The organism is Enterobacter sp. Sphag1F (genome assembly GCF_014193275.1).
Classification (GTDB): domain Bacteria; phylum Pseudomonadota; class Gammaproteobacteria; order Enterobacterales; family Enterobacteriaceae; genus Pantoea; species Pantoea symbiotica.
Genome location: NZ_JACHZD010000011.1, coordinates 54,450 through 74,597, shown reverse-complemented (window position 1 = coordinate 74,597; position 20,148 = coordinate 54,450). Strand labels below are relative to the sequence as shown.

Below are 20,148 nucleotides of genomic sequence, written 5' to 3'. Positions count from 1 at the left end.
TGACGGAGCTGCATAAAAAAATCCGGAAACGAAACGTTCCCGGATTCTTACACAGCCACTGGATCGTTCAACTGATCCTTAACTGATCGGCATTACGGCAAATTTGCCGGCTTTTTTGATCAGAACAGTTCGTGGCTTTGGCCGTTGTCCATGATGGTGGTGCCCACATCATGCACCGAATACTCCGTCGGCTGCGTGCCGTTGATGAAGTACTCCTGACGCGAGTTGCCGCCATTGGCCAACTTGCCGGTGCCGCGATCGATGTTGACGGTGACCACGCCATCTGGCGGTGTCAGCGGCTGCACCGGCACGCCTTCCAGCGCGGATTTCATATAGTCATCCCACGCTGGTTGCGCACTCTTCGCGCCGCCCTCGTAACCGGAAATCTGATCCGGAATCGCGCCGGACATGGTTGAGCGACCCAGCGCGCGTGAATCATCGAAACCAATCCACACCGACGTCACCACGCCCGGACCGTAACCGGAGAACCACGCATCTTTCGAGCTGTTGGTGGTACCGGTTTTTCCGCCGATATCATTACGCTTCAGGTCACGACCGGCACGCCAGCCCGTTCCCATCCAGCCTGGCTCGCCGAAGATGTTGGTGTTCAGTGCGCTCTTGATCAGGAATGACAGCGGCGTGTTGATCACGTGCGGTGCATACTGCTGCTCGCCACCCGGCTGCGGCTGGGCAGGAACTTGCTCCAGCTCTGGCTGCGGCACAGTTTGATTCTGCGATTGATCGGAGGTCGCGACATTCTCGACGCTCTCTTCGTTCAGCGCGACCGACTTTTTGGTATCGCCATAGATTACCGGCAAGTTGCACTGCGGACAGGCAATCTTCGGTTTCTCTTCAAAGATCACGCCGCCTTGTTCGTTCTCAATCCTGGAGATGAAGTACGGGTCGACCAGGAAGCCGCCGTTCGCCATCACCGCGTAGCCACGAACCACCTGCATTGGGGTAAAGGACGCCGCGCCTAACGCTAACGATTCGGTATGCACGATGTTCTGCGCCGGGAAGCCGAAACGTTGCAGATATTCTGCCGCGTAATCCACGCCCATCGCACGCATCGCACGCACCATCACCACGTTTTTCGATTCGCCCAAACCCTGACGCAAACGGATTGGACCCGCATAAGTAGGCGGTGAGTTCTTCGGACGCCAGTCAGCACCCGCACCGGCATCCCAGCGCGAAATCGGCACGTCGTTGAGAATTGATGCCAGGGTTAAACCGCGATCCATCGCTGCGGTATACAGGAATGGCTTGATGTTGGAGCCCACCTGGCGCAGCGCCTGGGTCGCGCGGTTGAACATGCTCTGGTTGAAGTCGAAGCCGCCGACCAGCGCGCGAACCGCACCATCTTCTGGATTGAGTGACACCAGTGCGGAGTTCACCGCCGGAACCTGGCCGAGCCACCAATCATCATTCACTTTACGCACCCAAATCTGCTGACCAGCTTGCAGCACCTGCGTCACGCTACGTGGCGTTGGGCCTTGCAGCGTGTCAGATTTGTAAGCACGCGCCCAGCGCACGCCCGCCATATTCAGCGTGACGCTGCTGCCATCTTTCAGCATTGCCGTGGCTTGATCGGCGCTGGCGCTGGTGATTACCGCCGCATTCAGCGGTCCGTAAGTCGGCAGATTTTTCAGCGCGTTCTGGATGCGGGTTTGATCCCAGCTCGCTTCGCCCACTTTCCACAGCACGTTGGTCGGTCCGCGATAGCCGTGGCGCATGTCGTACGCCATCACATTGTTACGCACCGCCTGCTGCGCAGCTTCCTGCAGATGGCGAGTAACGGTGGTGTAAACCTTGTAGCCATCTTCATAAGCGCTGTCGCCGTAACGCTTCACCATCTCCTGACGCACCATTTCACTTAAATATGGTGCAGAGAAAGCGATTTCCGGGCCGTGATAGCTGGCCGCCAGCGGCGTGTTACGCGCGTCGTTATATTGCTGCTGCGTGATGTAGTTTTGGTCAAGCATACGTGCCAGCACCACATTACGACGCGCCAGCGCACGCGTATGAGAGTAGAGCGGGTTGAAGGTCGAAGGGGCTTTTGGCAATCCTGCAATCATCGCCATTTCACTCAGCGACAGTTGATCAATAGGTTTACCAAAGTAGACCTGCGCCGCCGCGCCCACGCCGTACGCGCGATAGCCGAGATAAATCTTGTTGAGATAGAGCTCAAGAATTTCATCTTTGCTCAGCAACTGTTCGATACGGATCGCGAGGAACGCTTCCTTAATCTTACGCATCAAGGTGCGTTCAGGGCTGAGGAAGAAGTTACGCGCCAACTGCTGAGTAATGGTACTGGCGCCCTGCGAGGCGTGACCGGACATCAGCGCAATGCTGGCTGCACGGAAAATCCCCACCGGATCGACACCGTGATGCTCGTAGAAACGGCTATCTTCGGTGGCAATAAACGCTTTGATTAACTCAGGCGGCATCTGTTGTAGGGTCAGCGGGACACGGCGCTTCTCGCCGTATTGGGCGATCAAATCGCCATCCGCGCTGTAAACCTGCATAGGAGTTTGCAGGCGCACATCTTTCAATGTGTTCACATCAGGCAGCTGCGGCTCTATGTATTTGTACAAACCATAAACCGTGCCGGCTCCCAGCAAAATGCAACACACTGCAAGGATCAATAAATACTTTACGAACTTCACCTGAGAATTCCCATCTGTTGTCGTTTGAGCAGTTTATAAGCAACCGCGCGGTAGTATAAAGACAAGCCTGACGCTTTGATATACCCGCAATAATTGAAGTTGGCCGGGTATTGGAGCTCATTACCTTCAATGATAAGGAGATCATGCGTATGGCTTTTCAGCGCTGGCAAATTGGACTGGACATCCAAAACGGGCAACTGTGCGCCCTTGGCATCGAACGTCGACGTCATGGTTGGCAGTTGCGACACTGGTGGCAACAAACGCTGCCGCAAGATACGTTAAGAAACGGCGTGCTGCAAACCACGCCTGCGTTACTGGATATGTTAGGGCGCTGGCAGCGCCAACTGCCGAAACGCTATTCACTGCGCGTTGGCCTGCCGCCGCAGTTGGTATTGCAACGCACTTTGCCCATGCCGGAAACCTCGCTGCGTGAGCCCGCGCTGGGGCGCTATGTGGCGGCTTCCGCACAGCGCCTGTTTCCCGTCGAGCCCGCTTCGCTGTCGCTGGATTATCGATCGCCGGGCAAAGATTCTTCGCTGTGCGTCACCGCCGCGCGGCGTGAGGTGATTGCACAATGGCTGACGCCGCTCAAGCAGGCCGGTCTGCGCCCGGACGTGTTCGAACTGAGCAGCCTGGCGCTGACGCAGATCGCCATGCGGCTGCCGTTACGCCACAACCAGTTATTGATTCATCCGCTAAGCGATCACTGGCTGTGGACGCTGGCGGGTGAAAGTGCCACTTCAGGCGCGGCCACCGAACCTCTCAACCTTGCGCAACTGCGCGAAACCTTCCCGCAGATGGAAAGCGTGTTCTGCACCTCAAACCTGGTTTTGCCCGAGGAGCAGGTTAAACGCTGTAAACCCTTTTCGCTGCTGCATTACCTGCAACCGCCGCTGCCTGCGCAGGAAGGTATTTTTGCCATCGCGCTTGGGCTGGCGCTGCGCCCGGAGGATATCTGATGCTGGCGGTAAACCTGCTTCCCTGGCGCATCCAGCAATCGCAGCGGCGGCGCCAGCAGAGCATCTCGCTGCTATTGCTCACGCTGGCGGTGACTTTGCTCATCCTCTCATTACTGTGGTGGCGCGGTGTCAGTACGCGGCAGCAACAGACGGACGCGCTGATGGAGATCACCTTTATCCTCAACACGCTGCAGCAACAGCTAGAACAGCAGCAATCGCTGTTCCAGCTGCGTGAATCACTGCTTCAGGCGCAGCAGGAACAGCTGCAGCGGCAAGAGCAGCATCAGCGCTGGCAGCATTTTTGGCAGCAACTACCGCAGTTAATGCCTGACACCTTGTGGCTGAATCGCCTCGAACGCCGGCAAGGGCAATTGGTTCTGGAGGGGCAGGCGCAGAGCATGGCGGCGGTCAGTGATTTTCGTCATCAGCTGATCACCCAGCCGCTGTTCAGCAGCGTAAAGCAGGGCAGTGTAAAGCGCGAGACGGGTGGCGACTATCGCTTTGCTTTACATGCGCGTGTGCAGGAGGTAGCAGATGAATGAACTCCTGCAGCGCTGGCTGATGCTAACGCTGCCACTGCGTATGGTTTGGCTGCTGATGTTATCGCTGCTGCTGTTTGCGCTGATGTGGATTGTGCTGCTTCGTCCGCAGCAGCAGATGCGTGAAGCGCAAGCGCGGCAGCTGGAACAGATGTGGCAACAGCAGCAACAGCGGCTAAAACAGCTGGCTTCACTTCCGGCGATTGATGCCTTGCAGAGCGAGATTAGTCTGCTTCAGCAACCTAAGAAGGATGCAGACGCTCAGCAAACGCTGGAGCGAATCGTGGCGGCACACGGCAATCAGCTGGAAGCCTGGCATCCGGATAGCCAGCCGCAACAGCTGCAGTTAAGGCTTGCCTGGCCGCAATTTCTGCCGTTGTTTAGCGAATTAGCCAACACCCGATTACCGGTGCCACAACGCTTTCAGCTGCAAGCCGAGCAGGGCGTATTGAACACGCAACTTTGGCTGGAGAGTGACGATGCGGAGTAGCGCATTACTGCTATTGCTCTGTAGCTCGCTGGCGTTAGCGCGCGACCCTTTCCAGCCGCTGGCAGAAACGCTGTGTCAGGCGCAGGTTGCTGCCCCAGCAGGCTGGCGTTTGCAGGGCATTATTGGCACGGCGCCGCACTACGTGGCGTGGTTGGTGTCGCCACAAGGCAAAAGCCATCGGCTGAATGATCAAGCACCTTTTCCGCAGCCGCCCTGGCAGGTCGTGCAGCTTACGTCGCGCACGCTGGTGTTGAGTGCAGCACAAAGCTGCAAGCCGCAGCAAATCACATGGGTAATAAAAGGAGGTTTCTATGAAATGGATGACGTTACTGATGCTGCTGTGTCTGAGCATGCCGCTGCGCGCTAATGGCGACCGATTAAGCCTGACGTTTGATGATGCGCCAGTTGAACGTATTTTGCAGGCGCTGGCCGATTATCAGCAGACCAATCTGCTGATTGCGCCGGGCGTTGAAGGTCGACTGTCGCTGCGATTAGATAATGTTGGTTGGGATCGTGCACTTGCTCTGGTCACACAGCTGGCAAAACTCACCGTGGTGCAGGAAGAGGGCGTTTTGCTGGTCTACCCGGAAAGCTGGCAACAGCTACAGGTGCAACAGGAAAAGGAGGAACGCGAGGAGGAAAAACAGCAAACGCCGCTGGAGCAACAAACCGTGACGCTACATTACGCCAGCGCCAGCGATATTTATCGTAGCCTGCAAGCCGAGCGTTCGTTGATGACGCCGCGCGGTAGCGTCACGGTCGATAGCCGCACCAACAGTTTGCTGCTGCGTGACACGGCTGAAGCGCTGCGTGACACCGAACGCTGGTTAAAAGCGTTGGATTTACCGCTCGAGCAGGTTGAGCTCACCGCGCACATCGTCACCATCAATGAAGAGCATCTGCGTGAGCTGGGCGTGAACTGGGGCACGTCACCGGCAGAAGTGGTGACGCAAGCGCTTCGCAACCCGCTGCTCGAGATTCCACTGGCGGTGAGCAATCCGGCATTTCGCGCTGGTGTGACGTTGGGCCAGGTCAGCGGCGAATTGCTCAACCTCGAGTTGAGCGCGCTGGAGCAGGAGAACCAAATCGAAATCATCGCCAGTCCGCGCTTATTTACCTCGCATCAGCAAACCGCCAGCATCAAGCAGGGCACGGAAATCCCTTATGAGGTGAAATCAGGCAACAGCGGCGCGACGGCCATTGAATTTAAGGAAGCGGTTTTAGGCATGGAGGTGACGCCTGTGGTGCTGGGAAATGGCCGCATCCAGCTCAAATTACGGCTGAGTCAGAACTTGCCGGGACGCAGTCTAAACATTGGCGACAATCAGGTGCTGAGTATTGATAAGCAGGAGATCGAGACTCAGGTAACGCTGCGTGATGGCGAAACCTTAGCGCTGGGCGGCATTTTCCAGCAGCAGCGTTCGCAGAGCGAAAAACGCGTGCCTGGGCTTGGCGATCTGCCGTTACTGGGCAATTTGTTCCGCCAGCAAACCGATGAGCAGAAGAAAAAGGAGCTGGTGATCTTTATTACTCCCCGACTGGTCAGGGAAGCAGCGCTTACTGCCGGATAAAGCGGAAAATTCGCTCTGTGAGGCCAACTGCGTTGACGCAGGGCTGGAATTAGCTTACAAGGTTTAGCGATTTTCAAAACGGTGTAACGGAACGCGGCAGAATAACCTTCCGAATGACGTTGGTCACAAGCGATACTGACGTCAAAAGAAATATCTCCAAAATAATTCGAGCTCCAGTAAGACGTTAAATGAGTGAATGCACTGTGCTTACATCGGTAAGTGATTACAGTGGATGACCCCGGCCAGCGTGCCTGTAGCAGGAAATATAGCGGATTAGCGGAGGTGCGTTACCGTCTCGCGAACCACAGACCGGTCCTGTTAAGAGGTCGCCGGGGGCAATTTATTCGGTTGCCAAACGGCCATGAGTGTTGAGATAATTTTCCGTCTGACTCTTGTTAACGCTCATGAGGTCTCAGTTCCTGTCCCGCCAGCTACGCTGAACGCGGGGTATCATCAACGAATTCTTAGTAATACCGATAAAATGGCAGAGAAACGCAATATCTTTCTGGTTGGGCCGATGGGTGCCGGCAAAAGCACTATTGGTCGTCAGTTGGCTCAGCAACTCAATATGGAATTTTTCGATTCCGATCAGGAAATTGAGCGACGCACCGGAGCGGATGTAGGCTGGGTATTTGATGTGGAAGGCGAAGAAGGCTTCCGCGATCGTGAAGAAAAGATCATTAATGAGCTGACCGAGAAGCAAGGCATTGTCCTCGCGACCGGTGGTGGCTCAGTCAAATCCCGCGAGACCCGTAATCGTCTCTCCGCCCGCGGTGTGGTCGTATACCTTGAAACCACCATCGAAAAGCAACTTGCTCGAACCCAGCGTGATAAAAAGCGTCCGCTGTTGCAGGTTGAATCACCGCCGCGCGAAGTACTGGAAGCGCTCGCAGGTGAACGTAATCCGCTTTATGAAGAGATCGCTGATGTCACTATTCGCACTGACGATCAAAGTGCAAAAGTGGTGGCCAATCAGATCATCAACATGCTGGAAAAGAACTAATCCAGCGCCCTGAGGGCTCAGCAATAGGTATCGGTCATCATGGAGAAGATCACTGTCTCACTCGGGGATCGCAGTTACCCCATCACCATCGCTGCCGGACTGTTTAACGATCCGGCTTCTTTTTGGCCGCTCAAAGCAGGCGACAATGCCATGCTGGTGACAAACCAGACACTGGCGCCGATCTATCTTGAATCTCTGTCAGCGCTGCTCAGCAACGCCGGCATTAAGGTAGATCAGGTAATTTTGCCTGATGGTGAGCAGTACAAAACGCTGGCGGTCATGGACGAGGTATTCACCGCGCTGCTGAAAAAGCCGCACGGTCGTGATACCACGTTGATTGCACTCGGTGGTGGCGTGATTGGTGACTTGACCGGCTTTGCTGCAGCCAGCTATCAGCGTGGTGTGCGCTTTATTCAGGTGCCGACCACGTTGCTGTCTCAGGTTGACTCCTCCGTCGGTGGAAAAACCGCGGTTAACCATCCACTCGGCAAAAACATGATAGGGGCGTTTTATCAGCCCGCGTCTGTCGTGGTGGATACCCATTGCCTGGCCACTCTGCCACCGCGCGAATTAGCGTCCGGTCTGGCGGAAGTGATCAAATACGGCATTATCCTTGATGGCGAATTCTTCCAGTGGCTGGAGCAGAACCTTGATGCTCTGCTGGCGCTGGATGAAAAAGCCCTGGCTTACTGCATCCGTCGCTGCTGCGAGTTGAAAGCAGAAGTGGTTGCGGCTGATGAACGCGAAACTGGCGTACGTGCACTGCTCAATCTGGGCCATACTTTTGGTCATGCGATTGAAGCGCACATGGGCTACGGCAACTGGCTGCACGGCGAAGCGGTGTCGGCTGGCATGGTGATGGCCGCACGTACCGCTGAACGTTTAGGGCAGTTCACCTCAGCTGAAACCGAGCGCATTATCGCGCTGCTGCTGCGTGCTGGTTTGCCTGTACATGGCCCGGCGAGCATGGCGGCGGAAGATTATTTGCCACACATGATGCGCGATAAGAAAGTGCTGGCGGGCGAGCTGCGTCTGGTGCTGCCTCTCGCTATTGGCCGCTCTGAAGTGCGTGGCGGTGTGGCACATGATATGGTGCTGGCAGCAATCAACGATTGCCAGAAACCCTGATTATTAGAAGTGAGTGGTGATGCGGCGTGTGGGAAGCGCGTCGTTTTACGGAGGAGGCTAAATGGATGAGTTCAAACCGGAAGACGAGTTAAAACCTGACGCCAGTGACCGCCGTCCGACGCGGCCACGCAAATCGTCTTCTGCGCCGAAAGTGAAAGTACCGGTTTCTCGTCAGCATATGATGATGGGCATCGGTATTTTGGTTCTGCTGTTGGTAGTGCTGGGGATTGGTTCAGCATTAACCGGCCCAGACGAGAAGAAACCTGCAACCAATACCGCAAATAATGGCGCGGCACCTTCTGCCGGTGGCAGCGAAAAGAACATCGACCTTTCGGGATCGACGTCCATGAGCGGCCAGCAAAACGCCACGCCTTCTGCTGATGGCAGCGCACCGCAAAACACAGCGGGCACGGCTGCACCAGCGGGCAGCGACGGCCAATCCATCTCGATGCCATCAGTCTCCTCTACGCCGACGCAAGCTGCGCCTGTCGATACGCCAGCCAATCAGCAGCGCGTCACACTGCCGGGCGATCTCAATACTGCGCTGAACAATCAGCAAGGTTCTGTCGATGCCGCAGCACAAGGCGCGCAGGGCAATAGCTCGCTGCCAACCGCGCCGGCCACAGTCAGCGGCAACGGTAAAGCGATTACGCCGCCAGCCATGCGTTCAGAAACCCCCGCGCGCACCAGCAACAATGGTACACGCGAGACGCACGCATCGACCCCGCATAAAACATCGGCCGCCACCAAACCGGCACCTGTGAAAGAGAACAACACCCGCACCACCGCGACGCGTAATTCCGCGCCTGCCAGTTCGAGCGGTGCCAGCAAATCGCTGCCTTCGGGCGGAAACTACACGCTGCAGTTAAGTGGCGCGTCGAAAGAAGAGAGCCTGAACGCCTGGGCGAGAAAACAGAACCTGAGCGGTTATCACGTGTATAAAACCACGCGTAACGGCGAGCCTTGGTATGTGTTGGTGAGCGGTGCTTACGCCACGCCAGCCGATGCGAAACGCGCCGTGGCATCGCTGCCAGCGGAAGTGCGTGCAGCCAATCCGTGGGTAAAACCGCTTAGCCAGGTGAAGAAAGAAAGTCAGTAATGAGATGTGGGGCCGCAACCATGCGGCCCCGTTTAAAGCGCAGAGCTGCTGTCGGTTTCACCACAGCCAATAATTAAGATGTAATAACCACGACAGCATGAAAAAAAATCGCGCTTTCCTGAAATGGGCCGGAGGAAAATACCCGCTCCTTGATGACATCCGTCGTCATTTGCCACAAGGTGATTGTCTAATCGAACCCTTTGTCGGCGCCGGTTCCGTGTTCCTCAACACCGATTATGACCGCTATCACCTGGCGGACATCAACGGTGATCTCATCAATCTGTATAACATCGTCAAAACGCGTACTGCGGCTTTCATTGAAGACGCGCGGCAGCTTTTCAACGCTGAAGGCAACACGGCAGAAACCTACTACGCGCAGCGCATCGCTTTTAATGCGAGCAAAGATGAATATCAGCGCGCAGTGCTGTTCCTGTATCTCAATCGCCACGGTTATAACGGTCTATGCCGCTACAATTTGCGCGGTGAGTTTAACGTGCCATTTGGTCGCTATCGCAAGCCGTACTTCCCGGAAGCGGAGCTGTTATGGTTTGCCGAACGGGCGCAAAAAGCGACCTTTGTCTGTGAATCGTACGATGTTACTCTGAACAACGCCGTTGAAGGCTCAGTGGTTTATTGCGATCCGCCTTATGCACCGCTTTCGGCGACAGCGAATTTTACCGCTTACCACACCAACAGTTTTAGTCTGCGCGAGCAGCAGCATCTGGCGGAACTGGCCAATAAGCTGGCGCAGCAAAACCGCATCCCGGTACTGATTTCAAATCACGATACGCTGCTCACGCGTGAGTGGTATCAGAATGCGGATTTACACGTAGTCAAAGCCCGGCGTTCCATCAGCCGAAGCATAAGTGGTCGCACGCAAGTCGACGAACTGCTGGCGCTTTTCCGCTAGCCTGTTTCGTCCGCGACCAAGGCATTACGCCAGCTCAGGCTGGCGCACAAAATTGGGAGAATCGGATGAAACAATTTTTACTGGCCCCTTCAATTCTGGCTGCTGACTTCGCGCGTTTGGGTGAAGACACAGCTAAAGCGCTGGCGGCAGGTGGTGATGTGGTCCATTTCGATGTGATGGATAACCACTACGTTCCCAATCTGACGATGGGGCCGATGGTGCTGAAAGCGCTGCGCGATTACGGCATCACTGCACCTATTGATGTGCATCTGATGGTTAAACCTGTGGATGCATTGATCCCGGAATTCGCTAAAGCAGGCGCCACCTTCATCACTTTCCACCCGGAAGCCAGCGAGCATGTTGATCGCACGCTGCAGCTGATCAAAGAGCACGGTTGCAAAGCGGGTCTGGTATTCAACCCTGCGACGCCGCTCGACTACCTCGATTATGTAATGGATAAGCTGGATATCATTCTTCTGATGTCGGTGAACCCAGGCTTCGGCGGTCAATCCTTCATTCCCGGTACGCTCGACAAACTGCGTCAGGCGCGTCGCCTGATTGATGAGAGTGGCTACAACATCCGTCTGGAAGTGGATGGCGGTGTGAAGATCGATAACATCGGCCAGATTGCTGCCGCCGGTGCCGATATGTTCGTGGCCGGTTCGGCGATCTTTGGTCATCCGGATTACAAAAAAGTGATCGATGAGATGCGTGGCGAACTGGAGAAAGTTAATGGCTCATTTCACTGATATCCGCGCGCTGGCGTTTGATCTCGACGGTACGCTGGTTGATAGCGCGCCCGGTTTGTCACAAGCCATCGATCATGCGCTGAGCGATCTGCAGCTACCGCCGCCGGGTTTGGCATTGGCCTCGACCTGGATTGGTAACGGCGCTGACGTGATGATGACCCGCGCACTGACCTGGGCGCTGGGACGCGAGCCGCACGCTGAAGAGCAACGCGATGCGCGTGCGCTGTTTGATAAGTATTATGCGCAAACGGTAGAAGCGGGCAGCACGCTGTTCCCGCAGGTGAAGGAGACGCTGGCGGCCTTGCAGGCGAAAGGCTTGCCGCTGGCGATCGTCACCAACAAGCCCACACCGTTTGTGGCGCCGCTGTTGAAGTCGCTCGGGATTGCTGAGTATTTCACGCAGATTATCGGCGGTGACGACGTAATTGTGAAAAAGCCCCATCCGGCGGCTATTTTCCTCGTCCTCGGCCATTTTGGCGTACTTCCGGGACAATTGCTGTTTGTCGGCGATTCCCGCAATGATATTCTCGCGGCCCAGGCGGCAGGCGTACCGAACATCGGTATGACATTTGGCTACAACTACGGTGAGCCGATTGCGACAAGCCAACCCGATTTAACTCTCGACTCTTTTGACGAACTTTTGCCCGCTATCGGGCTGTGATTATCAGGACATAACATGAGCAAACCCATCGTTTTCAGCGGTGCCCAGCCTTCCGGTGAACTGACCATTGGCAACTATATGGGTGCGCTGCGTCAGTGGGTGCAGATGCAGGATGATTTCCACTGCATTTACTGCATCGTCGATCTGCACGCCATCACCGTACGTCAGGATCCAACCGCGCTGCGTAAAGCCACGCTGGATACCTTAGCGCTCTATCTTGCCTGCGGCATCGACCCGGCGAAAAGCACCATCTTTGTTCAGTCGCACGTGCCAGAGCATGCGCAGCTGAGCTGGGTGCTGAACTGCTACGCCTATTTCGGCGAACTGAGCCGCATGACGCAGTTCAAAGATAAATCCGCGCGCTACTCGGAAAACATCACCGCAGGCCTGTTTGACTATCCGGTGCTGATGGCGGCCGATATCCTGCTGTATCAAACCAATCAGGTACCGGTTGGCGAAGATCAGAAGCAGCATCTGGAGCTGAGCCGCGATATCGCCCAGCGTTTCAATGCGCTGTATGGCGATGTGTTCAAAGTGCCTGAGCCGTTCATTCCGAAATCGGGTGCGCGCGTGATGTCGCTGCTTGAGCCGACCAAGAAAATGTCCAAGTCAGACGACAACCGTAACAACGTGATTGGCCTGCTGGAAGACACCAAAGCGGTGGTGAAGAAGATCAAACGCGCGGTGACTGATTCCGCCGAGCCGCCAGTGGTGCGCTACGACGTTAAAGAGAAGGCCGGCGTTTCTAACCTGCTGGATATTCTCTCGGGCGTGACCGGTAAAAGCATTGCGCAGTTGGAGCAAGAGTTCGAAGGCAAAATGTACGGCCACCTGAAAGGTGAAGTTGCTGAAGCGGTTTCCGGCATGCTGACCGAACTGCAGGAGCGTTATCATCGTTTCCGTAACGACGAAGAGCTGCTGAATCAGGTGATGCGTGATGGCGCAGCGAAAGCCCGCGCCCATGCGCAGGAAACGCTGAAGAAAGTGTACGAAGCGGTAGGCTTTGTCGCACAGCCGTAAGCGGCTAGCGGGATAGAACAGAACGGCGGGTCATGATGACCCGCCGTTTTTTATTTGATGCGATGTAACGCCAGTTCCGCGCCATCCCAGAACAAGCGGGCGTTACCGTCAGCCAGCACGCTGATCACCGCGCCTGGTGCAGGTCCCCAGGCTTTGTTGCCACAGCTCACATTGAAGCCATAACGGAAGGTGAAATCACGATCCTGGCCCGCGCCATTGGCGGCGCTGAGACGCGGTTTAGCGTTGCAGTTATCGACAGAAGGATTGATGCTGCGCTCGTCAGTACCGCGCGTCCAGGTTATCGCATTCGGCTTAAACGCCACGCGCGCACCCATAAACTGTGGATCATTCTTGATATACAGCTGACCGACTTCCTTCTTAGGCGTTACCGCCACCACTTGCCATTCACCCACCACGTTCGACCAGGTAACGGGTGCAGCGGTAGCAACCGCGCTCAACGGCAATAACAACGCGCAAACCAGTGAAGCAACGCGCATGGAAACTCCTTATTGATGAGAAAGATGGCCTGTAGTCTGGCGACAAAGCGCAGCGCTGTACAGTTTTTTGCCGTGTCAGAACCAGCGTAACTGTGAACGCAGTTCCACTACGCGACCAACAATAATCAGAGCCGGACTGGCAAACTGCTGCGCCAGCGTGGCCAGTTCCGCCAGCGTTGCGGTCTCTACGTGCTGCTGTGGCGTGGTGCCATTCTGCACAATCGCTACCGGCATTGCGGCATCCATGCCGTGCTGTAACAGCTGCTGCTGGATTTCCGGCGCCTGCGCCAGCCCCATATAGAACACCAGCGTTTGCTGCTCTGCCGCCAGCTTGCGCCACTCGATTTCGCCGTGCTGCTGCAAATGACCGGTGACGAAACGCACGCTCTGCGCGTGGTCGCGATGCGTCAGCGGAATGCCGCTGTAGGCAGAACAGCCCGATGCGGCCGTAATACCCGGCACCACGCTAAACGGGATGTTGTGCTGCGCCAGCAGTTCCAACTCTTCACCACCGCGACCAAAGATAAAGGGATCGCCGCCTTTGAGGCGCACCACGCGCTTGCCGCTCTGCGCCTGCTCAAGCAAAACCTGGTTGATCTGCGATTGCGGTACGCAGTGATTGCCGGCTTGTTTGCCAACAAAGATGCGCTCCGCATCGCGGCGTACCAGATTGAGAATAGGCTCGGAGACTAAGCGGTCATACACCACCACATCGGCCTGCTGGATATGCTGCAAGCCTTTCAGCGTCAACAGTCCCGCATCGCCCGGCCCGGCGCCGACCAGTACCACTTCGCCTTGCTGCGACAGCGGCGCATCGAACAAGGTCTCGACGATGTGCTCGGCGCGTGGCCGATCGCCATTCGCCAGGGTTTGCGCCAGACGATCGCTCACGAAGAAGCGCTCCCAGAAGGCGCGCCGCTGCGCCATGCTGTTAAAGCTACGCTTCACGCGATTGCGCAACGATCCGGCTAATGACGCTAACTCACCAAGATGCTGTGGCAGCATCGCTTCGAGTTTTTCACGCAGTAAACGCGCCAGCACCGGCGCGCGACCACCAGACGACACGGCAATCATCAGCGGCGAACGATCGATAATTGACGGCATAATCGCGCTGGCTTCCTGCGGTGCATCCACCAGATTGCAGAAGATGCGACGCAACTCCGCCGCATCGCCAACCTGCTGATTCACCGCATCATCATCGGTGGCGGCAATCACCAGCCAACAATCCTCGAGCCAGCGCTCATCAAACGCGCCGGGTAATAAGGTCACCTTTCCCTGTTGCGCCCACAGTTGAAACGCCGGGGAGAAATTCAGCGCGCCAACGTGCAAAGCGGCCCCGGCATCCAGCAGCAAACGCGCTTTGCGCTCAGCCACATCACCACCGCCAACCAGCAAACAGCGTTTGCCTTGCAGGCGGCAAAGCAGCGGAAAGTAGTCCATAGCTCATCCTGAAAAAAGCCCGCGCGAGGCGGGCTGAAAAAAGTGTTATGCCGTTTTGAGCGGCGCGGCTTGCGCTTCGGCCTGCGGGCGCTGCGCCTGCGGTGTGGCGTACCAATAACCGAGGCCCATCAGCACCATGCCGGAGAACATATTGCCCAGCGTCACCCACAGCAAGTTGTGGCCGATGCCGCTCATTGTGAAGTCGGCATTATGCTGACCAAACCACGACAGCGCAAAGACCGTCATATTGGCAATCGAGTGTTCGTAGCCGGAAGCGATGAACGCCAGCAAACACCACCAGATGGCGATGAACTTCGCCGTTCCTTCGGTACGCACCGCCATCCAAATCGCCAGACAGACCAGCCAGTTACACAGCGCGCCTTTAAAGAACAGCGCCATGGCTGACTGCGTGGTTTTCGCCAGCGCCGCGCTGTGCAGCAGCGATCCGGCATTCGGCAGCAGCGGACCCGCCGCATAGTAATAAATCAGTGCGACCAATACTGAACCGACAAGATTACCCAGCCAGGTTTGCGGCAGCACGCACCACATCTGGCCTTGCTTGATGCTGCCCGCTTTCACGCCGATGGTCAGAAACATAGTGTGACCGGTGAACAGCTCGGAACCGGCGATGATCACCAGCGTTAAGGCGATACCGAAGGTCGCGCCCATCAGCAGCGGACGATAAGCCGGATCAACCAGATTGCCGAGCGTGAAGATCAGGATAATCGCCAGGCCAACGTAAGCGCCCGCCATCGCCGAGCTGATCCAGAAGGCTAGCGGGCTGTGCTGCGCCGTACGCACAATGCGCGCCGCGTTGGCGGCGCATTTATTCAGGGTGTCAGTAAACATAGTGACGTCTCATAAAGTGAAGGAATGCTGTCAGGCGCAGATCTCGACCTTGCCATCGCTAACGCGCACCGGATAACTGGCCACCGAGTGCGCTTCGTCTTCCAGACAAAAGCCATCGCTCAGGCGGAAGCGCTGTTTCTTCAGTGGACTTGCCACCCACAGCGCCTGCTGGTGCTCCGCAATCAGGCCGCGTGACAACACGCTGGCCTGGGCGAAAGGATCGATATTGCTTAAGGCGTAGAGTTGCTCATCGTCATGCGGACGAAAGATAGCAATCTGCTGGCCGTTGATCAGCGCGCATACGCCGGTCGCAGGCAGAATTTGGCTGAGTTCACACACCGAATGCCATTGGCTCATGCGTCGATCTCCTCAATCAGAGTGACCGCAATGCGCTCGGCGGGTTGCGCCGGACGATGCTGATCGCGTTGGTTGATGTGCTGTACCAGCGGATCGCGCCGATCGCTGTTGATAAAGGTGCTGAAGTGGCGCTGCTGTTGTGGATCCTGCACCGTTGCGGTCCACTCACATTCCACCGCCGCGCGTAAACGCGCCAGCTCGGTTTCCAGCTGTGAATTCAGGCCGAGTTTGTCATCGATAATCACGCTGCGCAGATAATCAATGCCGCCGTCCATGCTTTCCAGCCACAGCGAGGTGCGCTGCAGGCGGTCGCCGGTGCGGATGTAGAACATCATGAAGCGGTCGAGATAGCGCAGTAGCGTATCGCGATCGAGATCGGCGGCCAGCAAATCGGCGTGACGTGGCTTCATGCCGCCGTTGCCGCACACATACAGGTTCCAGCCTTTCTCGGTGGCGATGATGCCGACGTCTTTGCCCTGCGCTTCGGCGCATTCACGCGTGCAGCCGGAGACGCCAAACTTCATCTTGTGCGGGGTGCGAATGCCTTTGTAGCGATGCTCCAGCTCAATGCCGAAGCCGAGGCTGTCGCCCACGCCAAAGCGGCACCAGACGCTACCGACGCAGGTTTTCGCCATGCGCAGCGCTTTGGCATACGCTTGTCCGGTTTCAAAACCGGCATCAATCAGCTGCGTCCAGATAGCCGGCAGATCGTCGCGCTGCGCACCAAACAGGCCAATACGCTGCGAGCCTGTGATTTTGGTGTAGAGATTGTACTGGCGCGCCACGGCGCCAATCGCCATCAATCCTTCCGGCGTGATTTCGCCACCGGCCGAACGCGGGATCACCGAGTAAGTGCCATCTTTCTGAATATTGCCGAGGAACAAGTCGTTGCTGTCCTGCAGCGGCGCGAGCTGTGGTTTCAGCACATATTCGTTCCAGCAGGACGCCAGCAGCGAACCGACCGTCGGTTTACACACTTCGCAGCCGTAGCCCTGGCCATATTTCGCCAGCAGCGCGTCGAACGATGTGATCTCTTCCACGCGAATCAGGTGATACAACTCCTGACGCGAGTAAGGGAAATGCGCGCACAAATGATTGTTGACCTCGATGCCCTGGCGGCTCAGTTCAGCATTCAGCACCTGAGTAATCAACGGAATACAGCCGCCGCAGCCGGTTCCGGCGCGGGTTTCGGATTTCAAGGCCGCGACGGTGTGGCAACCACCTTGCACCGCTTTGACAATATCGCCTTTGCTGACGTCGAAGCAGGAGCAGATTTGCGCGCTGTCCGGCAGCGCATCAGCGCCCATCACCGGTTTCTCGCCGCTGCCTGCGGGCAGGATCAGCAAGGCCGGATTTTCCGGTAACGTGATGTTATTCAGCGCCAGCTGCAGCAGATTGCCGTAATCGCTGGTGTCACCGACTAACACCGCGCCGAGCAGCGTGCGGTTATCTTCGCTGACGATCAGGCGCTTATAGATATTTTTCTGCTCGTCGAGCCACACGAAGCTGCGCGCGCCCGGCGTGCGGCCATGCGCATCACCAATTCCGCCCACATCAACGCCCAGCAGTTTCAGCTTGGCGCTCATATCCGCGCCGGCAAACGCGTTATCGCGGCCAACCAGCCGGTCGCTGGCAACCTGCGCCATTTTGTAGCCCGGCGCGACTAAACCGTAAATACGGTTTTGCCAGGCGGCGCACTCACCAATGGCAAAGATGTGCGCATCGCTGGTCTGGCAATGATCGTCAATTGCGATACCGCCGCGCGCGCCAAGTTGCAGGCCGCACTGTTTAGCCAGCTTGTCCTGCGGGCGAATGCCGGTGGAGAAGACGATGAAATCGACATCCAGCGCGCTGCCGTCAGCAAACTCCAGCGTTTTGCCGCCTTGTGGATGATGGACGATCTGCTGGGTGTTTTTACCGGTGTGAACGCGCACGCCCATTTGCTCAATCTTACGGCGCAGCTGCTCGCCACCTTGAGGATCGAGCTGTTCCGCCATCAGTACCGGCGCGAACTCAATGACGTGGGTTTCGACGCCGAGGTTTTTCAGCGCGCCTGCCGCTTCCAGCCCTAACAGGCCGCCGCCAATCACCGCGCCGCGTTTGCTGCGGCGTGAACAGGCTTCAATGGCGTTGAGATCTTCAATGGTGCGATAGACATAGCAATCGCTGCCTTCTGCGCCTTTTATCGGCGGAATCCACGGATAAGAGCCGGTGGCGAAAATCAGCGTGTCGTAATGCACCGCGCGACCGGTATTCGAGTGAATCAGTTTTTCGTCGCGATTGATGGTGATGGCGCGTTCGCCAAGCAGCAGCTTTACCTGATGCTTTTCGTAATAACCTTCGCGAACCAGCGAGAGTTCTTCGGCGGTGTGATGGGAAAAATAGGCGGAAAGGTGGACGCGGTCATAGGCTACGCGGGGTTCTTCACAGAAAACGGTTATCGCAAACTCACTGGATGGATCTTTGTCGATAAGTTCTTCTATAAAGCGGTGGCCGACCATGCCGTTGCCAATAATAACGACACTGTGCTTGCTCATGCTTGCCTCAAAAATTGCGGTATCTGCGCTTACCTTAACGCGGCGCTTTTGGCGCTTATTGATGTACATCAAGCGCGCCCCTATATACCCATTTTGAGGTATGTGGCTGATTTTGAAAGAATTAGTTAAGTGACTTATTTGGTTGATTATTGTTCTGGTTGCCATAAATGGCGTAATGCCGCTCAGTTAAGCAATAAATTGCATATGTAACCAGGTGCGCATGAATGCGCACCCTACAAAATCACCGTAGGGTCGTCATTCATGGCGACCGATTTACGCTTAACTGACAAGCCTTACGCCATACGCGGCGACCCTACGTTGGTTTCCCTTTTTCATGCTAGCTTTAGGTTTTGTGTTTTACAGGAGTACGGCATGGCAAACCCGTCACTGAAGTGGATCAACAACCTGCGCTTAGCGGGCCAGCAGGGCTTGTGGCAGATCGAAATCGATAACGGCAAGATTGCGCAGATTCGTCCGCAGCCGCCGCAAACTGCAGCCCAGCCGGATGCGCTGGATGCGGAGGGCGGGCTGGCGAGCGCACCGTTTATCGAGCCGCATATTCACCTCGACACCACGCAAACCGCTGGCGAACCCGCGTGGAACCAATCCGGCACGTTGTTTGAAGGCATCGAACGCTGGGCGGAGCGTAAAGCGCTGCTGAGCCATGAAGATGTGAAACAGCGCGCGCAGCAAACCCTGAAGTGGCAAATCGCCAACGGTATTCAGCATGTGCGTACTCACGTGGATGTCTCCGATCCCACGCTCACCGCGTTAAAGGCGATGCTGGAAGTGAAAGCGGAAATGGCGCCGTGGATCGACATCCAGATTGTGGCGTTTCCGCAGGAAGGCATTCTCTCTTATCCCAACGGGGAAGCCTTGCTGGAAGAGGCGCTGCGTATGGGCGCGGATGTGGTGGGCGCGATTCCACACTACGAATTCACCCGCGAATATGGCGTGGAGTCGCTGCATAAAACCTTTGCGCTGGCTAATCGCTACGATCGGCTGGTGGATGTGCACTGCGACGAGATCGACGATGAGCAGTCGCGCTTTGTGGAAACCGTGGCGGCGCTAGCGCATCGCGATGGTAACGGCGAGCGAGTCACCGCCAGCCACACCACGGCGATGCACTCATACAATAATGCCTATACTTCGCGGCTGTTCCGTCTGCTCAAGCTCTCAAATATCAACTTTGTCGCCAATCCGCTGGTGAATATCCACCTGCAAGGGCGCTTTGATAGCTATCCGAAACGTCGCGGCATCACGCGAGTGAAAGAGCTGCTGGAAGCGAATATCAACGTCTGCTTTGGCCACGATGATGTGTTCGATCCCTGGTATCCGCTCGGCACTGCCAGCATGTTGCAGGTGCTGCATATGGGATTGCATGTTTGCCAGTTGATGGGCTACGAGCAGATTGATAATGGCTTGCAGCTGATTACCGCGAACAGCGCCAAAACCATGCAGCTGGCGAATTACGGTATTGAGGCGGGTAATGATGCCAGTTTGATTATTCTGCCGGCGGAGAGTGGATTTGATGCGGTGCGGCGTCAGGTGCCGGTACGTTATTCAGTGCGCAAAGGTGTGTTGGTGGCTGCCACGCAGCCCGCCAGCAGCGAGATCTATTTAGCGGAAAAAGAAGCGGTAACCTTTAAACGCTAAGGAGCAGGGCGGACCGA

Annotated in this window: 19 protein-coding genes; 13 read left to right on the top strand and 6 right to left on the bottom strand. The window is 56.4% G+C overall.

Translation table 11 applies throughout. From position 1 onward, the window contains the following. Positions 1–119 precede the first annotated feature (119 nt). Positions 120–2,666, bottom strand: a complete 2,547-nt coding sequence (gene mrcA, locus FHW71_RS23670; RefSeq protein ID WP_179453231.1) for a peptidoglycan glycosyltransferase/peptidoglycan DD-transpeptidase MrcA — start codon at positions 2,664–2,666, stop codon at positions 120–122. 149 nt (positions 2,667–2,815) lie between these two features. Here mrcA and pilM point away from each other — a divergent pair, with 149 nt between their 5' ends. The 12 genes from pilM to trpS all read left to right on the top strand — a co-directional run bounded on the left by pilM (position 2,816) and on the right by trpS (position 12,795). Beyond that, on the top strand, positions 2,816–3,625 hold the full coding sequence (gene pilM / locus FHW71_RS23665) for a pilus assembly protein PilM (protein WP_179453232.1): 810 nt from the start codon (positions 2,816–2,818) through the stop codon (positions 3,623–3,625). Next, on the top strand, positions 3,625–4,167 hold the full coding sequence (locus FHW71_RS23660) for a PilN domain-containing protein (protein ID WP_179453230.1): 543 nt from the start codon (positions 3,625–3,627) through the stop codon (positions 4,165–4,167). Before pilM ends, FHW71_RS23660 begins: the two co-directional genes overlap by 1 nt. Continuing rightward, the gene (locus FHW71_RS23655; RefSeq protein ID WP_179453229.1) at positions 4,160–4,654 is read left to right on the top strand and encodes a hypothetical protein; all 495 of its coding nucleotides are present in this window, start codon (positions 4,160–4,162) and stop codon (positions 4,652–4,654) included. Before FHW71_RS23660 ends, FHW71_RS23655 begins: the two co-directional genes overlap by 8 nt. Further along, positions 4,644–5,021, top strand: a complete 378-nt coding sequence (locus FHW71_RS23650) for a HofP DNA utilization family protein (protein ID WP_179453228.1) — start codon at positions 4,644–4,646, stop codon at positions 5,019–5,021. The genes FHW71_RS23655 and FHW71_RS23650 overlap by 11 nt, the downstream gene beginning before the upstream one ends. Then, complete coding sequence (gene hofQ, locus FHW71_RS23645; RefSeq protein WP_154194054.1) at positions 4,966–6,225, top strand: DNA uptake porin HofQ; 1,260 nt, start codon at positions 4,966–4,968, stop codon at positions 6,223–6,225. The genes FHW71_RS23650 and hofQ overlap by 56 nt, the downstream gene beginning before the upstream one ends. 481 nt (positions 6,226–6,706) lie before the next feature. Next, positions 6,707–7,228, top strand: coding sequence for a shikimate kinase AroK (aroK, locus tag FHW71_RS23640; RefSeq protein ID WP_008107887.1), 522 nt, complete (start codon positions 6,707–6,709; stop codon positions 7,226–7,228). Positions 7,229–7,267: 39 nt separating this feature from the next. Further along, the gene (gene aroB / locus FHW71_RS23635) at positions 7,268–8,356 is read left to right on the top strand and encodes a 3-dehydroquinate synthase (protein ID WP_179453227.1); all 1,089 of its coding nucleotides are present in this window, start codon (positions 7,268–7,270) and stop codon (positions 8,354–8,356) included. 61 nt (positions 8,357–8,417) lie between these two features. Next, positions 8,418–9,455 carry an SPOR domain-containing protein gene (locus FHW71_RS23630; RefSeq protein ID WP_179453226.1) on the top strand — a complete coding sequence of 346 codons (1,038 nt, stop codon included), beginning with the start codon at positions 8,418–8,420 and terminating at the stop codon, positions 9,453–9,455. Between the two features lie 97 nt (positions 9,456–9,552). Next, complete coding sequence (gene dam / locus FHW71_RS23625) at positions 9,553–10,365, top strand: adenine-specific DNA-methyltransferase (RefSeq protein WP_008107884.1); 813 nt, start codon at positions 9,553–9,555, stop codon at positions 10,363–10,365. Positions 10,366–10,430: 65 nt separating this feature from the next. After that, positions 10,431–11,114 carry a ribulose-phosphate 3-epimerase gene (gene rpe, locus FHW71_RS23620; RefSeq protein ID WP_008107883.1) on the top strand — a complete coding sequence of 228 codons (684 nt, stop codon included), beginning with the start codon at positions 10,431–10,433 and terminating at the stop codon, positions 11,112–11,114. After that, entirely contained in the window at positions 11,098–11,775 is a 678-nt protein-coding gene (locus FHW71_RS23615) for a phosphoglycolate phosphatase (protein WP_061719727.1), read from the top strand. Before rpe ends, FHW71_RS23615 begins: the two co-directional genes overlap by 17 nt. Positions 11,776–11,790: 15 nt before the next feature. Continuing rightward, complete coding sequence (trpS, locus tag FHW71_RS23610; RefSeq protein WP_008107881.1) at positions 11,791–12,795, top strand: tryptophan--tRNA ligase; 1,005 nt, start codon at positions 11,791–11,793, stop codon at positions 12,793–12,795. Between the two features lie 50 nt (positions 12,796–12,845). On the opposite strand, the gene FHW71_RS23605 is transcribed toward trpS, so the two are convergent. The 5 genes from FHW71_RS23605 to nirB all read right to left on the bottom strand — a co-directional run bounded on the left by FHW71_RS23605 (position 12,846) and on the right by nirB (position 18,475). Then, positions 12,846–13,292, bottom strand: a complete 447-nt coding sequence (locus FHW71_RS23605; RefSeq protein ID WP_179453225.1) for a hypothetical protein — start codon at positions 13,290–13,292, stop codon at positions 12,846–12,848. Positions 13,293–13,367: 75 nt separating this feature from the next. Beyond that, positions 13,368–14,732, bottom strand: coding sequence for a siroheme synthase CysG (gene cysG, locus FHW71_RS23600; RefSeq protein WP_179453224.1), 1,365 nt, complete (start codon positions 14,730–14,732; stop codon positions 13,368–13,370). Between the two features lie 45 nt (positions 14,733–14,777). Continuing rightward, positions 14,778–15,581 (bottom strand): nitrite transporter NirC, encoded by an 804-nt coding sequence (gene nirC / locus FHW71_RS23595; RefSeq protein ID WP_179453223.1) that lies wholly within the window; start codon positions 15,579–15,581, stop codon positions 14,778–14,780. A 30-nt stretch (positions 15,582–15,611) separates the two neighbouring features. Continuing rightward, positions 15,612–15,938, bottom strand: a complete 327-nt coding sequence (gene nirD, locus FHW71_RS23590) for a nitrite reductase small subunit NirD (RefSeq protein WP_179453222.1) — start codon at positions 15,936–15,938, stop codon at positions 15,612–15,614. Beyond that, positions 15,935–18,475, bottom strand: a complete 2,541-nt coding sequence (nirB, locus tag FHW71_RS23585; RefSeq protein WP_179453221.1) for a nitrite reductase large subunit NirB — start codon at positions 18,473–18,475, stop codon at positions 15,935–15,937. The genes nirD and nirB overlap by 4 nt, the downstream gene beginning before the upstream one ends. Positions 18,476–18,847: 372 nt before the next feature. On the opposite strand from nirB, the gene FHW71_RS23580 reads away from it, so the two are divergent. Then, positions 18,848–20,131 carry a cytosine deaminase gene (locus FHW71_RS23580; protein WP_179453220.1) on the top strand — a complete coding sequence of 428 codons (1,284 nt, stop codon included), beginning with the start codon at positions 18,848–18,850 and terminating at the stop codon, positions 20,129–20,131. The last annotated feature ends 17 nt before the right edge of the window (positions 20,132–20,148 follow it).